Origin of the sequence: Virgibacillus phasianinus, assembly GCF_002216775.1 — a bacterium.
In the GTDB taxonomy this organism is placed as follows: domain Bacteria; phylum Bacillota; class Bacilli; order Bacillales; family Amphibacillaceae; genus Virgibacillus_F; species Virgibacillus_F phasianinus.
The window spans coordinates 604,144-619,729 of record NZ_CP022315.1 but is presented as its reverse complement, the minus strand read 5'-3'; the positions used below and the strand labels follow the sequence as shown (position 1 = coordinate 619,729).

General features: G+C 42.9%; 13 protein-coding genes, 2 tRNA genes and 2 rRNA genes. 12 read left to right on the top strand and 5 right to left on the bottom strand.

All coding sequences use genetic code 11. The features are described from left to right. Positions 1-137 precede the first annotated feature (137 nt). The 9 genes from CFK37_RS03055 to tsaD all read left to right on the top strand — a co-directional run bounded on the left by CFK37_RS03055 (position 138) and on the right by tsaD (position 7,307). Positions 138-3,058 (top strand): 23S ribosomal RNA (locus tag CFK37_RS03055). A gap of 117 nt (positions 3,059-3,175) precedes the next feature. Beyond that, positions 3,176-3,291, top strand: a 5S ribosomal RNA gene (gene rrf / locus CFK37_RS03050). A gap of 25 nt (positions 3,292-3,316) precedes the next feature. Continuing rightward, positions 3,317-3,393 (top strand) — tRNA-Met (locus tag CFK37_RS03045). 15 nt (positions 3,394-3,408) lie between these two features. After that, positions 3,409-3,485 (top strand) — tRNA-Asp (locus CFK37_RS03040). Positions 3,486-3,688: 203 nt separating this feature from the next. Further along, complete coding sequence (thiL, locus tag CFK37_RS03035; protein ID WP_089060519.1) at positions 3,689-4,663, top strand: thiamine-phosphate kinase; 975 nt, start codon at positions 3,689-3,691, stop codon at positions 4,661-4,663. Next, positions 4,660-5,115 carry a tRNA (adenosine(37)-N6)-threonylcarbamoyltransferase complex ATPase subunit type 1 TsaE gene (gene tsaE / locus CFK37_RS03030; protein ID WP_089060518.1) on the top strand — a complete coding sequence of 152 codons (456 nt, stop codon included), beginning with the start codon at positions 4,660-4,662 and terminating at the stop codon, positions 5,113-5,115. Before thiL ends, tsaE begins: the two co-directional genes overlap by 4 nt. A gap of 35 nt (positions 5,116-5,150) precedes the next feature. After that, a complete protein-coding gene (tsaB, locus tag CFK37_RS03025; RefSeq protein ID WP_089060517.1) occupies positions 5,151-5,858 on the top strand; it encodes a tRNA (adenosine(37)-N6)-threonylcarbamoyltransferase complex dimerization subunit type 1 TsaB in 708 nt (235 codons plus the stop codon). Then, entirely contained in the window at positions 5,851-6,297 is a 447-nt protein-coding gene (rimI, locus tag CFK37_RS03020) for a ribosomal protein S18-alanine N-acetyltransferase (protein WP_089060516.1), read from the top strand. Before tsaB ends, rimI begins: the two co-directional genes overlap by 8 nt. Then, positions 6,297-7,307, top strand: coding sequence for a tRNA (adenosine(37)-N6)-threonylcarbamoyltransferase complex transferase subunit TsaD (gene tsaD / locus CFK37_RS03015; RefSeq protein ID WP_089060515.1), 1,011 nt, complete (start codon positions 6,297-6,299; stop codon positions 7,305-7,307). The genes rimI and tsaD overlap by 1 nt, the downstream gene beginning before the upstream one ends. Positions 7,308-8,302: 995 nt before the next feature. Here tsaD and CFK37_RS03010 read toward each other — a convergent pair. From CFK37_RS03010 to CFK37_RS03000, 3 genes are all read right to left on the bottom strand, one after another. Continuing rightward, the gene (locus CFK37_RS03010) at positions 8,303-9,190 is read right to left on the bottom strand and encodes an IS3 family transposase (protein WP_089060514.1); all 888 of its coding nucleotides are present in this window, start codon (positions 9,188-9,190) and stop codon (positions 8,303-8,305) included. A gap of 5 nt (positions 9,191-9,195) precedes the next feature. Further along, the gene (locus CFK37_RS03005) at positions 9,196-9,885 is read right to left on the bottom strand and encodes a helix-turn-helix domain-containing protein (protein WP_089060513.1); all 690 of its coding nucleotides are present in this window, start codon (positions 9,883-9,885) and stop codon (positions 9,196-9,198) included. A 257-nt stretch (positions 9,886-10,142) separates the two neighbouring features. After that, complete coding sequence (locus CFK37_RS03000) at positions 10,143-12,062, bottom strand: ABC transporter ATP-binding protein (protein WP_089060512.1); 1,920 nt, start codon at positions 12,060-12,062, stop codon at positions 10,143-10,145. A 142-nt stretch (positions 12,063-12,204) separates the two neighbouring features. Here CFK37_RS03000 and moaC point away from each other — a divergent pair, with 142 nt between their 5' ends. Together moaC and CFK37_RS02990 are read left to right on the top strand one after the other, a co-directional pair. Next, positions 12,205-12,699 (top strand): cyclic pyranopterin monophosphate synthase MoaC, encoded by a 495-nt coding sequence (gene moaC / locus CFK37_RS02995; protein WP_089060511.1) that lies wholly within the window; start codon positions 12,205-12,207, stop codon positions 12,697-12,699. 1 nt (position 12,700) lies between these two features. After that, on the top strand, positions 12,701-13,354 hold the full coding sequence (locus CFK37_RS02990) for a redox-sensing transcriptional repressor Rex (RefSeq protein ID WP_089060510.1): 654 nt from the start codon (positions 12,701-12,703) through the stop codon (positions 13,352-13,354). Between the two features lie 25 nt (positions 13,355-13,379). On the opposite strand, the gene CFK37_RS02985 is transcribed toward CFK37_RS02990, so the two are convergent. Beyond that, positions 13,380-14,117 carry a class I SAM-dependent methyltransferase gene (locus CFK37_RS02985; RefSeq protein ID WP_089060509.1) on the bottom strand — a complete coding sequence of 246 codons (738 nt, stop codon included), beginning with the start codon at positions 14,115-14,117 and terminating at the stop codon, positions 13,380-13,382. 224 nt (positions 14,118-14,341) lie between these two features. Here CFK37_RS02985 and CFK37_RS02980 point away from each other — a divergent pair, with 224 nt between their 5' ends. Next, positions 14,342-14,605, top strand: coding sequence for a hypothetical protein (locus CFK37_RS02980; RefSeq protein WP_089060508.1), 264 nt, complete (start codon positions 14,342-14,344; stop codon positions 14,603-14,605). Between the two features lie 53 nt (positions 14,606-14,658). On the opposite strand, the gene CFK37_RS02975 is transcribed toward CFK37_RS02980, so the two are convergent. Further along, positions 14,659-15,480 carry a DUF2268 domain-containing putative Zn-dependent protease gene (locus tag CFK37_RS02975; RefSeq protein ID WP_089060507.1) on the bottom strand — a complete coding sequence of 274 codons (822 nt, stop codon included), beginning with the start codon at positions 15,478-15,480 and terminating at the stop codon, positions 14,659-14,661. Positions 15,481-15,586 lie beyond the last annotated feature (106 nt).

Sequence of the window (15,586 nt, the reverse complement as noted above, 5' to 3'; positions counted from 1 at the left end):
ACTATCATGTAGGCCTTGACATATCAGGTTGTTTGTTCAGTTTTGAGGGATGCGAATCTCTCTTTTTGTACCTTGAAAACTAAATAAGAGCAAGATAGACAACGACATCAAAAACGTAAGTTCTTAATCATAAAGATAGTTAAGTGAAGAAGAGCGCACGGTGGATGCCTTGGCACTAGGAGCCGATGAAGGACGGGACTAACACCGATATGCCTCGGGGAGTCGTAAGTAGACTTCGATCCGAGGATTTCCGAATGGGGAAACCCGCTGTTCGTAATGGAGCAGTACGCGTATCTGAATACATAGGATACGTGAGGCAGACCCGGGGAACTGAAACATCTTAGTACCCGGAGGAAGAGAAAGCAAATGCGATTTCCCAAGTAGCGGCGAGCGAAACGGAATCAGCCCAAACCAGAAAGCTTGCTTTCTGGGGTTGTAGGACACTCCATTGGAGTTACAAAGAAATGCTTTAGATGAATCGATCTGGAACGATCAGCCAAAGCGGGTAAGAGCCCTGTAATCGAAAAAGCGTTTCCTCCGGAGTGGATCCTGAGTACGGCGGAACACGAGGAATTCCGTCGGAATCCGGGAGGACCATCTCCCAAGGCTAAATACGACCTAGTGACCGATAGTGAACCAGTACCGTGAGGGAAAGGTGAAAAGCACCCCGGAAGGGGAGTGAAAGAGATCCTGAAACCGTGCGCTTACAAGTAGTCGAAGCCCGTTTATGGGTGACGGCGTACCTTTTGTAGAATGGACCGGCGAGTTACGATCGTATGCAAGGTTAAGTGGAAGACACGGAGCCGCAGCGAAAGCGAGTCTGAATAGGGCGAAATAGTATACGGTCGTAGACCCGAAACCGTGTGATCTACCCATGTCCAGGGTGAAGGTCAGGTAACACTGACTGGAGGCCCGAACCCACGTATGTTGAAAAATGCGGGGATGAGGTGTGGGTAGGGGTGAAATGCCAATCGAACACGGAGATAGCTGGTTCTCTCCGAAATAGCTTTAGGGCTAGCCTCAATAGATGCGTACTGGAGGTAGAGCACTGATTGAACTAGGGGCCCTCACCGGGTTACCGAATTCAGTCAAACTCCGAATGCCAGCTACGTTACGTTGGGAGTCAGACTATGGGTGATAAGGTTCATAGTCGAAAGGGAAACAGCCCAGACCGCCAGCTAAGGTCCCAAAGTATACGTTAAGTGGAAAAGGATGTGGAGTTGCCCAGACAACCAGGATGTTGGCTTAGAAGCAGCCATCATTTAAAGAGTGCGTAATAGCTCACTGGTCGAGTGACTCTGCGCCGAAAATGTACCGGGGCTAAACGTATCACCGAAGCTGCGGATTGTTCTTCGGAACAATGGTAGGAGAGCGTTCCAAGTGCTGTGAAGTCAGACCGTGAGGACTGGTGGAGCGCTTGGAAGTGAGAATGCCGGTATGAGTAGCGAAAAAAGAGTGAGAATCTCTTTCACCGAAAGCCTAAGGTTTCCTGAGGAAGGCTCGTCCGCTCAGGGTTAGTCGGGACCTAAGCCGAGGCCGAAAGGCGTAGGCGATGGACAACAGGTAGATATTCCTGTACCACCTCATGAATGTTTGAGCGATGGGGGGACGCAGTAGGATAAGGAATGCGCACTTCTGGAAATGTGCGCCCAAGCAACAAGGGAGTTGGATTGGCAAATCCGTCCAACAATTCTGAGCTGTGATGGGGAGGGAACTATAGTACCGAAGTTCTGGATTTCACACTGCCAAGAAAAGCCTCTAGTGAGTTCATAGGTGCCCGTACCGCAAACCGACACAGGTAGGCGAGGAGAGAATCCTAAGGTGATCGGGAGAACTCTCGTTAAGGAACTCGGCAAAATGACCCCGTAACCTCGGGAGAAGGGGTGCTCCTTTAAGGAGGAGCCGCAGTGAATAGGCCCAAGCGACTGTTTAGCAAAAACACAGGTCTCTGCGAAGCCGAAAGGCGAAGTATAGGGGCTGACACCTGCCCGGTGCTGGAAGGTTAAGGGGAAGAGTTAGCGCCTTCGGGCGCGAAGCTTAGAACCGAAGCCCCAGTAAACGGCGGCCGTAACTATAACGGTCCTAAGGTAGCGAAATTCCTTGTCGGGTAAGTTCCGACCCGCACGAAAGGTGCAACGACTTGGGCACTGTCTCAACGAGAGACCCGGTGAAATTATACTATGTGTGAAGATGCACATTACCCGCGACAGGACGGAAAGACCCCGTGGAGCTTTACTGTAGCCTGATATTGAATGTTGGTACAGCTTGTACAGGATAGGTGGGAGCCATCGAAACCGGAGCGCTAGCTTCGGTGGAGGCATCCGTGGGATACCACCCTGGCTGTACGGACATTCTAACCCAGGACCGTAATCCGGTTCGGAGACAGTGTCAGGCGGGCAGTTTGACTGGGGCGGTCGCCTCCCAAAGAGTAACGGAGGCGCCCAAAGGTTCCCTCAGAATGGTTGGAAATCATTCGAAGAGTGTAAAGGCAGAAGGGAGCTTGACTGCGAGACCTACAAGTCGAGCAGGGACGAAAGTCGGGCTTAGTGATCCGGTGGTTCCGCATGGAAGGGCCATCGCTCAACGGATAAAAGCTACCCCGGGGATAACAGGCTTATCTCCCCCAAGAGTTCACATCGACGGGGAGGTTTGGCACCTCGATGTCGGCTCATCGCATCCTGGGGCTGTAGTCGGTCCCAAGGGTTGGGCTGTTCGCCCATTAAAGCGGTACGCGAGCTGGGTTCAGAACGTCGTGAGACAGTTCGGTCCCTATCCGTCGTGGGCGCTGGAAGTTTGAGAGGAGCTGTCCTTAGTACGAGAGGACCGGGATGGACACACCGCTGGTGTACCAGTTGTTCCGCCAGGAGCATAGCTGGGTAGCTACGTGTGGCAAGGATAAGTGCTGAAAGCATCTAAGCATGAAGCCCCCCTCAAGATGAGACTTCCCATCACTCTAAGTGAGTAAGATCCCTCAGAGACGATGAGGTAGATAGGTTCGAGGTGGAAGCGTGGCGACACGTGGAGCTGACGAATACTAATCGATCGAGGACTTAACTAACCATTGATTGTCATCTATTTAAGCTCTTATTTAGTTTTTAGGGTATAAAATGAAAAAAGGTCTTGCATTTCGAAAGAAATATGACTATAATATATTTTGTCCTTAAATTTAATATGGTCTGGTAGTTATAGCGGAGAAGTCACACCTGTTCCCATGCCGAACACAGCAGTTAAGCTCTCCAGCGCCGATGGTAGTTGGGACTTTGTCCCTGCAAGAGTAGGACGCCGCCAGGCCGTACAATTAAACACTTTTTCATATCGCGGGGTGGAGCAGTCTGGTAGCTCGTTGGGCTCATAACCCAAAGGTCGCAGGTTCAAATCCTGCCCCCGCAACCAATTATTTTTACAGTTGGTCCGGTAGTTCAGTTGGTTAGAATGCCTGCCTGTCACGCAGGAGGTCGCGGGTTCGAGTCCCGTCCGGACCGCCACTAATTTGTTAATTAAATTTGCACACATGTTTTCATTAATTGAAAACATGTGTTTTTGTTTGTTTATCTCAGTTTAGTAGCTCCGCTGTATGAATATCCGCTGTATCATTCCCGCTAATTCTTCACGGTAACTTTTCCCTTTTGCTATTGTTTTTGCTATCATTACTCTATAGGATTAGTTTTAAAAAGGTCGGTGAAAATGAGTGGACGAGTTTTCTTTTATTGATTCAATTAAACAGGACTCTTATAGGCAATCATCGTTAATAAAGGGTGTAGGAGATGATGCCGCCGTATTTCGTCAATCATCTGAGGATATTGTTGTTGCAGTTGATACTTTCGTTGAAAATGTACATTTTTCAAAAGAAACCATGGATCTCTTTCATGTAGGACATCGGATATTGGCGGCCAATATTAGTGATATTGCGGCCATGGGGGCAACCCCAGCCTTTTATCTTGTTTCCATTGTAGTGCCTAAACATTATACATCCATGGAGTGCAAAAATATCTTTAAGGGGATGCAATCGCTTGCCACTAAATACAGGATGGATTTAATTGGCGGTGATACTGTGGCTGGTGAAGAAATGTCCGTATCAGTTACAGTCCTGGGTTATGTCACAAAAACGAAAGCAAGGTACCGGAGCGCTGCAGTAGAAGGTGATCTTGTTTTCGTTACAGGTACATTAGGTGATTCGCAGGCAGGATTTCATATCCTTACTAATACGGGTGCATACCAGGATGAAACCTATTATGTTAATAAACATCGGCTTCCGGTACCCAGAGTGGAATTTGCTCATTATATTAATGAAATAGACCGTGTTGCATTGAACGATATTAGTGATGGTATCGGTAATGAGGCTGCCGAAATAGCGGCGTCATCAGGAGTTACCATTCAATTAAATGAACATAAAATTCCAACAACAGAATCTTTTTCCCAGTTTCCAGCCGATCTCCAATTTAAATGGAAACTGTTTGGAGGGGAAGATTTCGAACTAGTTGGTACAGTATCAAAGAATAACTGGACTTTTGTGCAGGAAGCTGCGAATAAGGCAGGAATTGATGTAACGGAAATAGGATATGTAAGGCCATACAGGCATAATCATGTTTATCTGCATAAGGATAATCGCCTATTCCCATTAAAGAAGGATGGTTACAACCATTTTAAGCAGGTGAAAGAATGAGTGAACATCGGATTGAAACACATACTGAAGAAGAAACAAGAAAAATTGCTATTCGGTTAGCAAACTTATTAAGACCAGGGGATGTAATCACACTAGAAGGTGACCTTGGGGCAGGTAAAACTACTTTTACAAAAGGCATTGCCACTGGATTAGGGGTGAAACGTGTTGTTAACAGCCCGACATACACAATAATTAAGGAGTATGAGGGGGAATTGCCTCTTTATCATATGGATGTATACCGACTGGAAGATTCGGATGAGGATATTGGCTTTTCGGAATACTTTGATGGGAAGGGTATTTCTATTGTGGAATGGGCACAATTTATTGAGGAATACCTGCCTGAAGAACGTTTGGATATAAAAATTAGCTATCTCAATGAACAGGCTCGTCTGATAGAATTATTTCCCAAAGGAAATCATTTTACGTGGGTAGTTTCTTCTTTAATTGGATAGTGATACAATTTTAGAAATATAAGGAGTTTCAAGATATGAATGTACTTGCAATCGATACCTCGAATCAAATTATGGGTGTAGCTGTTGTAAAAAATAACGTATTACTAGGTGAAATTGTCACAAACCTTACGAAGAATCATTCGGTCAGGCTGATGCCGGCAATTAGTCAATTAATGAAAGACACATCAATGAGTCCTGAACAACTGGATGAAATTATTGTTGCAAAGGGTCCGGGTTCGTTTACTGGTGTACGTATTGGGTTAGCAACAGCAAAAGCAATGGCGTGGTCGCTTGGCATTCCTGTTAAAGGAGTATCAAGCCTGGAGACACTTGCCTATCAGGGAAGTTTTTTCAATTCGTATGTTTGTCCATTCTTTGACGCGCGACGCGGGATGATTTATACAGGATTATACCAGTGGAATCGGAACAAAATGGAATTAGTTGGTGAAGAGGTTAACATGCAAATGAATGAATGGCTGGAGCGTTTAGCAAATGAGAGAAAACAAATTTTATTCCTGAGTCAGGATATTGCATTACATCAACCTTTGATTAAGGAAAAGCTGGGTAATAATGCGATAATCCCAGATTCCATTTTTCATTCAGCAAAGCCTTCTCATTTAGCACTTGCGGGCAAATATAAGCAGGCTGATAAGACACATTCACTAACACCAAACTATTTACGGCTGGTTGAAGCTGAAGCTAACTGGCTTAAGGCGCAGAAGGAAGTAAATCAAAATGGCTGATTTAGTTATTCGTCAAATGGAACTTACGGATATTGACTCCGTTGTGGATGTAGAAAAAGCATCATTTGCAACACCCTGGTCAGAGGATATTTTTTACCAGGAGGTTACAAAAAATCAATTTGCTCACTACTTTGTTATACAAGTAGATGGGATTATTATTGGATATGCGGGTTTATGGGTTGTCATCGATGATGCACAAATAACAAATATAGCTATCATGCCAAGCTACCGGGGTCATAGGCTAGGTGAGAAGCTTTTTGAATTTACTATGAAGCAGGCAATCCGTTTAGGAAGCAGCCGCTTATCGCTTGAAGTACGGGTTACCAATGTTATTGCACAACGCATGTACCGGAAATTCGGGCTGGTTCCAGGTGGTCTGCGCAAGAATTACTACACGGATAATAAGGAAGATGCAATCGTTATGTGGGTGAATTTATGATGAAAAAAGATACATATATTATGGGAATTGAAACAAGCTGTGATGAAACAGCAGTAGCTATTTTAAGAAATGGCACAGAGGTCCTGTCGAATGTCGTAGCCTCCCAAATTGAAAGTCATAAACGATTCGGAGGAGTGGTTCCTGAAATTGCCTCACGACATCATGTGGAACAGATGACAATTGTATTGGAGGAAGCATTTGACCGGGCAGATGTCACATGGGATCAACTTGATGCCATTACAGTTACGGAAGGACCAGGATTAGTAGGCGCTCTGCTTGTGGGGGTGAATACCGCAAAGGCTTTAGCTTTTGCTAAACAAATACCTCTTGTGGGAGTCCATCATATTGCTGGTCATATTTATGCAAACCGACTGGAAAAAGAATTTGAATTTCCGTTGTTGGCTTTGGTTGTATCAGGGGGACATACAGAGCTAGTACTCATGCGTGAGCATGGCAACTTTGAAGTAATCGGGGAAACACTTGATGATGCAGCCGGCGAGGCATATGACAAGGTTGCACGTATGCTCAAATTGCCTTACCCAGGAGGACCTGAAATAGATAAATTGGCTTGTGCCGGAGAGGAATCGATACCATTTCCGCGGGCATGGCTCGATGAAGGAAGCCTGAATTTTAGCTTTAGTGGATTAAAGTCCGCAGTTATCAACACAATCCACAATGCTGAACAACGTGGTGAAAGTTTAAACCCGGAAGATATTGCCGCCAGTTTTCAAGCTAGTGTAGTAGAAGTTCTTACTGAAAAGACGTATCAGGCCGCAACGAAGCACGACGTTAAGCAGGTTATCATAGCTGGGGGTGTTGCGGCTAATAAAGGATTGCGTCAGGCACTTACCAGCCGTTTTACTAAATCTGATATCCCTTTATTAATTCCTCCGATACAGTTATGCACAGATAACGCCGCAATGATCGCTGCAGCGGGAACGATTGCCTTTGAACAAGGAAAAAGATCAGGCTGGGATATGAACGCCAATCCGTCTCTTGTATTAAAATAATAGTTATCAACATGTCTGTGGATATCATAGGGAGAACCTTATTAAAGCAAACTGGTGGATGTGGATAGTTTTTGTGGGTAACTATATGGATGTTTGTGGATAATGTGCATAAGTCATAGAGGTTCAAGAAATTCCACACACAAGTTGTGTATATGTCTGTGGATTATCCTAATAAGCAGAAGGGGCTGAGACAAAAGTGATTCAGTCATGGAGAAATCCGAACTATGATTCCAAATTCTTTAATTAGAATTTGGATTAGTTCGGATATTTTTCTTGGCTGTTTTTGTAAACCTTACAAAGAATTTTCATAAACTGCGACGTAACTATAAGAGTGTAAGTCCACCGCTACGGGCTTTCCGTGGGCTCGCGCTGAGCCTGCTAGGGTAGCAAAGATGAGGCCACTGAAAAGGTAAAATGTAGTACAAAATAGGTGGATCTATCATCGCATCTTGAATATACTGCGCTTTCCGCGGGCGAGTGTCGAGTCTCCTTGCCCCGGCAAGGGGTAGCCGACATTGCCCGCAAAGGGCGGTTTTAGTCGGGCTTCATTAACTGCCGTCCTCCGGGGTCTCGCCGATCTCTCACTTCCCGCAGGACAAGGAAAACTTCCCTGAATAGGCATCGCACGAAGAAAAAGTGCTTTTCTTTTTCGAGGAGTCTCCGTATATTCAAGATGCTAGGTGAAGGTCAAAAGCTATATTTTTAAAATCCACCACTTTTTCAGTGCCTATCACTTTACGAAGCAGGTCTTCCGGCTGGGGCTATTCACGCAGGAATTAACTGTCTGGAGCGTAAGACACTATCGTGATAGGGGATAAACCATGTAATACTGTTGCCAAGTACATATTAGCGGAGGAAAAACGCGGAGACTCCTGTGGGAGCAGAAGCCTCGATGAGACCCCGGAGAGCGTAAGCTCGAGGAGACTCATCAGCTGCCCACGGAAAGTGAACTGACCCCTGTCAAGTAGACAGTGTAAATAAAAAGCTTGAAAAATTTAGGCGGATAACGCTAAGCATTCCATTGGCGCTAATCCGCCTAAAACTGGTTGATAACGTTCATTATTATAGTAATTAATATAATCACCGATGGCTATAGCTAACTGCTCAAATGAACAATCTGTCCATGTGTTTAGATAATACTTCTCGCATTTTAATGTTCCCCAAAAACCTTCCATCGGCCCATTGTCAATACACTTTCCGGGGCGTGACATGCTGTGCTGTAACCCAGCACTCTCCACGATACGTTTAAAACCATAAGAAGTGTATTGAACACCACGATCCGTGTGTAATAAGGGATGCTCATTTGAAAGACTGGCAAGTGCTTCATTTACAGTGTCAAACACTAATTCATTGTTGTTGGCTCGAGTCAATTTATAACAGACAATACGATTATCATACATGTCCAAAATAGCGCTTAAATATGCTTTCTGATCCCGGCCATACTTCAATTCCGTTACATCTGTTAACCATTTTTCATTTGGCAGTGAAGCTTTGAAATTACGATTCAAGACATTTTTTGCGGTATGTGTCTCTGAAGAAGGCTTATAGGTATATTTTTTCCGACGAATGACAGACTTCATTCCCATAATCTGCATTAAACGATACACTCGTTTTTTATTCACCAAAAATTCATGATTCTTTTCGTAGTGTCGGTTCAAAAATATAGTCATACGGCGATAACCAAGCGTTTGATCTCTTTTGCGTTGGGCTTGAATATCCTTCATTACCTTCTGATTAAACTGGTCTTCTTCTGAGTCTTCCCGACCCTTCCACTTATAATAGGCTCCCCGATTTACACCAGCTACTTCACACAATAACCCAATGGAATAGCCCTTTTTCCCACTTAATTGATCAACAATACGATATTGGTTCTCCTGTCTCACACGGCTTACCGTTTTATCTCCCCCTTTTCCAGCTGTTCCAACTTTTTTAAAAAATCTACCTCTGCCTTTAGGCGTTCATTCTCTTTTTCTTTCTCTCGTATTTGACGTTTCAACTTCTCTTCGATTGTTAATGCGGCCCCCGGTTTCGGTTTCCCACGGCGATCATCCAAGGCATCCCATCCACCTTCTTCATATTTGCGAACCCATTGATAAACTTGTTGATAGGATACACCACAAAGCTCAGCAGTGACCTGGTAATCTTTGTCGTTTTGGAGTGCCACCCGTACAATTTGTATACGCTCACCCTTGGTTGTTTTTTGTCTTTTCGCCGTCATAGAAATACCCCTTTCCTTTGCACGTTCAAGTATGTCCCTATGACGATTGTAATTCTTCAGCCAATTTCTTAAAACTGATGGGCTTGATATTTCATATTTCTGTGATACTTCCCGTAAAGAATAATTCCCCGATTGATAATCAGCAATGGCTGCCTGTCTTACCTTTTTTGAATAAACTTTCTCATGGGGACGATGCTCTAAGCCCTTCTTACCTTCCTTATTTACGATTTGTTCCCACTCCTTTACACTGGAATGGTGAACACCATATTTACGGGTTAGCTTCGCTAATACGCGTCCCTCTTTTTTATATTCCTGTACAATCTTCCATTTAAGATCAGCTGTATAATACGGATGTGCCAAGAAAATTTCCTCCTTTAGAGTAGTCTTTTTTATTCTTAAGATGTCTACTCTAATGGGAGCATATCAAAGCGCAGTGTTTTTCCGCAGCGGTCGCTGGACCATCAAACATGATTTTTAGTTATGTCGCTATTTTTATCAACTGCGAGTTAGATCCTACTATTGAAAAATTAACGTTTTAAACTGTCTATCCTGTGATTGTTCGTCTTTGAGTCAAACATTTTAGTTGTCCCAGCCCCTTTCAATCATCACAGTTTTCTTTACTCCGAGAGTGCAGCCCATTCTTCCATTAGTTGTTCAAGCGTTTGTTTAATCCCGCTTGATTCCTTTGTTAGCGCCAATGATTTCTCATGATCCTGGAAGACTTCTGGTTTCGTCATGGTTAACTCAAGTTCAGCCAGTTCGTTTTCTTTCTCTTCAATCAAGTTTTCCAATTCATCAATACGTCGTCTGACTTTACGTTCTTCTCGTTGTCTGTCCTTTTCTTCCCTGAAGCTTAGATTCTTTTTATCCACATGTGAATAACTCGTTTGCTCTTGCTGTAGTCTTTCTCTTTCAGCCTGTTCTTCCTTTTTTTCGATATAATAATCATAGTCACCTAAATATCCAGTTACATGGTCACGCTCTATCTCTACAACCTGTTCAGCAATCTTATTAATAAAGTAACGGTCATGCGAAACAAATATAATGGTACCGTTGTAGTCGAGCAGAGCTGATTCCAACACTTCTTTACTATCAATGTCCAAATGGTTGGTTGGCTCATCAAGGATAAGAAAATTGGCTTGAAGCATCATTAGTTTAGCAAGTGACAATCTGGCTTTTTCTCCACCACTAAGGGCTGAAACAGGTTTTAATACATCATCACCGGAGAAAAGGAAATTCCCCAAAACGGTGCGAATGTCTTTTTCCTTTTCATTTGGGTATGTGTCCCATAATTCCTGGAGTACCGTTTTATTCGGACTTAGATTGGTTTGCTCCTGATCATAATAGCCTATTTCCACGTTTGTACCAAGCTGTATAGAGCCTTTGCTTGGCTGAAACTTCCTAGTAATTATTTTTAATAAAGTTGTTTTGCCAATCCCATTTGGACCAACCAGCGCAATGCTGTCACCGCGGTTTATATGGAGATTCATCCCTTCAAACAAATACCTTTCATCGTCCTCATAGCGAAATGCAAGATCGTGTATTTTTAATACGTCATTGCCACTTCTTCTTGATGCATTAAAAGAGAAGCTGGCGGAAGATTCGTCACCCTTTGGCCTGTCCAGCTTTTCCATTTTCTCAAGCTTCTTTCTTCTGCTTTGCGCACGCTTAGTCGTGGAGGCACGAACAATATTTTTTTGCACAAAGTCCTCAAGCTCTTTAATCTCGGACTGTTGCTTTTCAAATTCTTTCATTTCCTGTTCATAGTCGAGTGCCCGCTGTTCTAGATATTTGCTGTACGAACCATGGTACTTTCTAGCTTTATGATAAGAGATTTCATAGACAATCGACACTGTCTTATCCAAAAAGTAGCGATCATGGGAAACAATTGTAACGGCACCAGGATAACCTGCTAAATAGTTTTCAAGCCAGCCGAGTGTTTCAATGTCTAAATGGTTTGTTGGTTCGTCAAGGATGAGTAATGCAGGCTTTTGCAGCAGCAGCTTGCCTAAAGCAAGCCTTGTCTTTTGGCCGCCGCTAAGCGTGCTAATCGAAGTCTGGTAATCTCCTTCATAAAAATGAAGACCATTCAAAACAGACTTGATAAAGGATTCATAGTTGTATCCACCCTCCGTGATAAAAGCCTGTTGTTTCGAGTCATATTCCCGGAGCAACTGGTTATAACTGTCCTCCGATAAACTAGAAGCGTTTTCCATGTCTTTTTCAAGCTTGCGAAGCTCTTGTTCCTTTCGAAGAAGTGGCTTAAAAACATTCAACATTTCATTCCAAATGGTTTTCGTTGATTCAAGTCCGGTATGCTGTGACAGGTAACCAATCGTGAGACCCTTTGGTTTATGCATGACCCCTTCATCATAGGAAAATTCACCAGCCATTATTTTAAGCAATGTTGATTTTCCAGCACCATTTCTTCCGACAATCGCGATTCGGTCCTGGTCCTTAATCTCAAGTTTTATATTCGATAATATCTTTTCAGCGCCAAATGACTTACTTATATCATTTAATTGCATAATAATCATTACGTTCACCTCAGTAACATCAGTGTATCGCAAAACTTAATGGCCAGGCAATGTTAATTGTGAAATTAATCACGACTTATTATATTTTTTCTGCTAGAATGTAGAAAGAGATTTATTGGATAAATTTAATGGAGATGAGAATATGACCGATTTCACTCACTTTAACGGGCAAGGAAGAGCGAAGATGGTGGATATTAGTGAGAAGAAAGAAACGGAGCGGACTGCGATTGCTAGATCAAGTATCTTCGTAACGAAAGAAATTTACATAAAAATTACGAACCAGGAAATAAAAAAAGGGGATGTGCTTGCGGTGGCCCAGGTCGCTGGGATTATGGCAGCAAAACGAACCTCTGACTGGATTCCAATGTGTCATCCGCTACAATTAAAAGGGATTGATATTTCATTTGATTGGAGTATCAGAGACAATAAACACGAACTAATCATAGAAGCCTTTGTAAAAACCAAGGGAAGTACTGGGGTGGAGATGGAAGCGTTGACAGCTGCATCCGCTACCGCGTTAACCGTATATGATATGTGTAAAGCATTAGACAAAGGCATGGTTATAGGCAGAACCTATTTAATAGAGAAAAAGGGCGGCAAATCAGGAGATTATTTCCGCGCGGGTAAGGGGGAGTAAGATGGTACAATATAAGATTCCGCAGGCTACAGCCAAGCGTCTGCCATTATATTATCGGTTTATCAATAATCTACATCATCAGGGTAAAATGCGCGTTTCCTCAAAAGAGTTAAGTGAAGCGGTTAAAGTTGATTCTGCTACCATTCGCAGAGATTTTTCCTATTTTGGGGCATTAGGCAAAAAGGGCTATGGCTATAATGTTGAATATTTATTAGGCTTTTTTCGCAAAACATTAGATCAGGACGAGCTTACCGAAGTCGCCTTAATTGGTGTTGGAAATCTGGGTACTGCCTTTCTGCACTATAATTTTATGAAAAACAATAATACGAAAATTATGATGGCCTTTGACGCGGAACCAAGTAAAGTAGGGACGGAAATAGGCGGCGTGCCAGTTTATCATATTGACCAGCTGGCTGAAAAAATGAAGGGTGTCCATGTTGCAATATTGACAGTTCCATCTACTGAAGCCGACGGGATTACAGAATTATTGGTTAAAACAGGCGTTTCCGGTATTTTAAACTTTACCCCGGCACGATTAACTGTACCCGATCATATTCGTGTGCATCATATTGACTTGGCAGTGGAGCTGCAGGCCTTGGTCTATTTTCTGAAGCATTATCCGTTGGACCATAAAGGAATAGATGAGGAACTATAAAAGGTAGGCAAACTTGTGTCCTACCTTATTTCATAGCCCGATATACCTTATACTCCATCATATCTGCATATTTTTCCGTTAGTTGTTGGTGATCATCCCAAATCCGGTAGATGGAAGGGTCAATCGAATCAGATAGGTCAAAGTCTGGCAACTCATTCGTGTCTGTTTGCACTGGTTGTTCATCAAGTATGTTAGCAACCGTATTTTCGTGAACGACCTCAATTGATGGAAACCCTGCCTGTTTAAACAGCTTTCTCCACTCATTCTCTGTAGGAACATGGGCTATTCCATATACCTCCTGAAAAGCCCGCATCATTTTTTCAGAAAAGGGGGTAGCTGCGGTCATCTCAAGATCAAATAGAGCCCCTCCAATCCGTAATAATCGTGCAAATTCAGCAATTGTTTTACGGATATTAGTGAAAACAGTAACAGACTCAACCAGGATTAAATCAAATGATTCATCTGCCAAAGGTATATCTTCCACATCACCACATACTACATGAATGGTTGCATTTTCATTGCTAAATCTCTTCTTTGCCTTTTGTAACATAATTGGATGGCGATCGAGTGCAGTAATTTCGCATCCGTATTTTTTTGCCAAATAGGCAGATGTTTGTCCCGTTCCACATCCAGCATCAAGTATTCTGCTGTTCTGATCAAATTTCAGCTCTTTTAAAAGTTCTTTTGTTAGTGCCAGTCCGCCTGGGTGTGCACCACCAATACCACAGATTGCTAAAAAATCATGATAATTATACTTATCCATAGGATCATCCTTCGTTTAAATGATGTTTTACTTCATCATTTTATTTAATGGCTGTGAATAGGTGCAGCGAATTGCCCTGTAATGTTTAGTTGAAATATGTGATTATTGTCCAATCAATATAAGCGGATCGTACATAAATTACTCATATGATGTGTGGCGATTCAGTTGATGCCCATGCATTGTTTTCTAATGAATAGGCAGAAATGAAAGGAGCAAAGGATAGGATGTCATGTGGCCCTTATTTTGATCAATGCAGAAAAAACGTTGGACGTCCAGTAGGGATAAGAACAAGAGACGGCAGATTCCACAGAGGAGTTATTGCCGACGTTAATAATTCACATGTTTTTCTCCGACCATTAGGTAATCGAAACCCTGGTGGCTTTGGGTATGGACTTGGCGGCTTCGGTGGCTATGGTGGAGGATATGGTAGAAATTATGCTGTACCATTAGCATATATCACCGCTCTTTCTTTATTATTTTTCTGGTAATATAGACAGAGCCTGTCATCACACATACAGGCTCTGTTTTGTATTTCCTGGCGTCATCCCGAAAAGGCACTTTTTTCTAGAATGGATTCTGCGGGTAGGTGTAACAGTTTATTCATGTCCTCTCTTGTATTTACAGCAAATGAAGAAACAAGATGAAAGCCAATATTGTACCCCATCCACTTTGGAATGGAATTGTTCCCATACATAAAATCGTGGAAAAAGGAATCCTTCTTGTGCACGTGCAGATTTAATTTGGCGTTCTTTTCCCATTGCTCTAATGCATATTCAAGTGGATATATTGATGTCCACTTTGCTATTGGTCCTTCTCCAAGCCGATTTAATACAGCGACTTCCGCAAGCCCCTCCAGAATCATTCCATCTAATAAAGTAATATCCTCCTCTGGTTGATTTAAATAATTCAGGCGGCACACATGATTGTACTCATGGGTAATCAGTGCCTGTAAATCCTGCTTTGATGTATCACTTCCGATAAATAGAACAACTTTATCATGTTTAGCAACGCCGGACTTCCCACGGAGGTCAAGGCGGAGCTCGTCGTTTGCCTGATTTGAAGGGAAAATAAATAAAGGGATATCAGGACCATTCCAGTCACATCTTAATTGATTCAGTTCTTCCTTGGCAGTTCCCCAAACATTTTTATCTGTCATCTGCTGAATGATTTTTTCGTCGGATGAACTAGGTATAAATAGTCCATTTTGCAGGAGGAACTGGTGAATTTCATCCCAGGTATGTGAAAAAAAGGACGAAAGCTTTTTGCCAAAAATATCCCTCTGTATTGTGAAATCATATTCTGCTAATCCGATTTTGTTTTTTAGGTACAGGCCAAGCCATTGGTCGGTGGGGGCGACGGGCAATGTTTTCCACTCCTTTATTAGTGAGTTCTTCTTCTAAATTATGCCATTTCCAATAAACTTGTTCTCTGCAACTATACTCTGACTTTTGTTTGAATATCGAATTGAC

Excerpts from the sequence above, each read along its gene's own strand:
- CFK37_RS02985 (WP_089060509.1), bottom strand. The coding sequence starts at position 14,117 with ATGGATAAGTATAATTATCATGATTTTTTAGCAATCTGTGGTATTGGT.
- CFK37_RS03000 (WP_089060512.1), bottom strand. The coding sequence starts at position 12,062 with ATGATTATTATGCAATTAAATGATATAAGTAAGTCATTTGGCGCTGAA.
- CFK37_RS02990 (WP_089060510.1), top strand. The coding sequence starts at position 12,701 with ATGGTACAATATAAGATTCCGCAGGCTACAGCCAAGCGTCTGCCATTA.
- moaC (WP_089060511.1), top strand. The coding sequence starts at position 12,205 with ATGACCGATTTCACTCACTTTAACGGGCAAGGAAGAGCGAAGATGGTG.
- tsaE (WP_089060518.1), top strand. The coding sequence starts at position 4,660 with ATGAGTGAACATCGGATTGAAACACATACTGAAGAAGAAACAAGAAAA.
- CFK37_RS02980 (WP_089060508.1), top strand. The coding sequence starts at position 14,342 with ATGTCATGTGGCCCTTATTTTGATCAATGCAGAAAAAACGTTGGACGT.
- tsaD (WP_089060515.1), top strand. The coding sequence starts at position 6,297 with ATGAAAAAAGATACATATATTATGGGAATTGAAACAAGCTGTGATGAA.
- rimI (WP_089060516.1), top strand. The coding sequence starts at position 5,851 with ATGGCTGATTTAGTTATTCGTCAAATGGAACTTACGGATATTGACTCC.
- tsaB (WP_089060517.1), top strand. The coding sequence starts at position 5,151 with ATGAATGTACTTGCAATCGATACCTCGAATCAAATTATGGGTGTAGCT.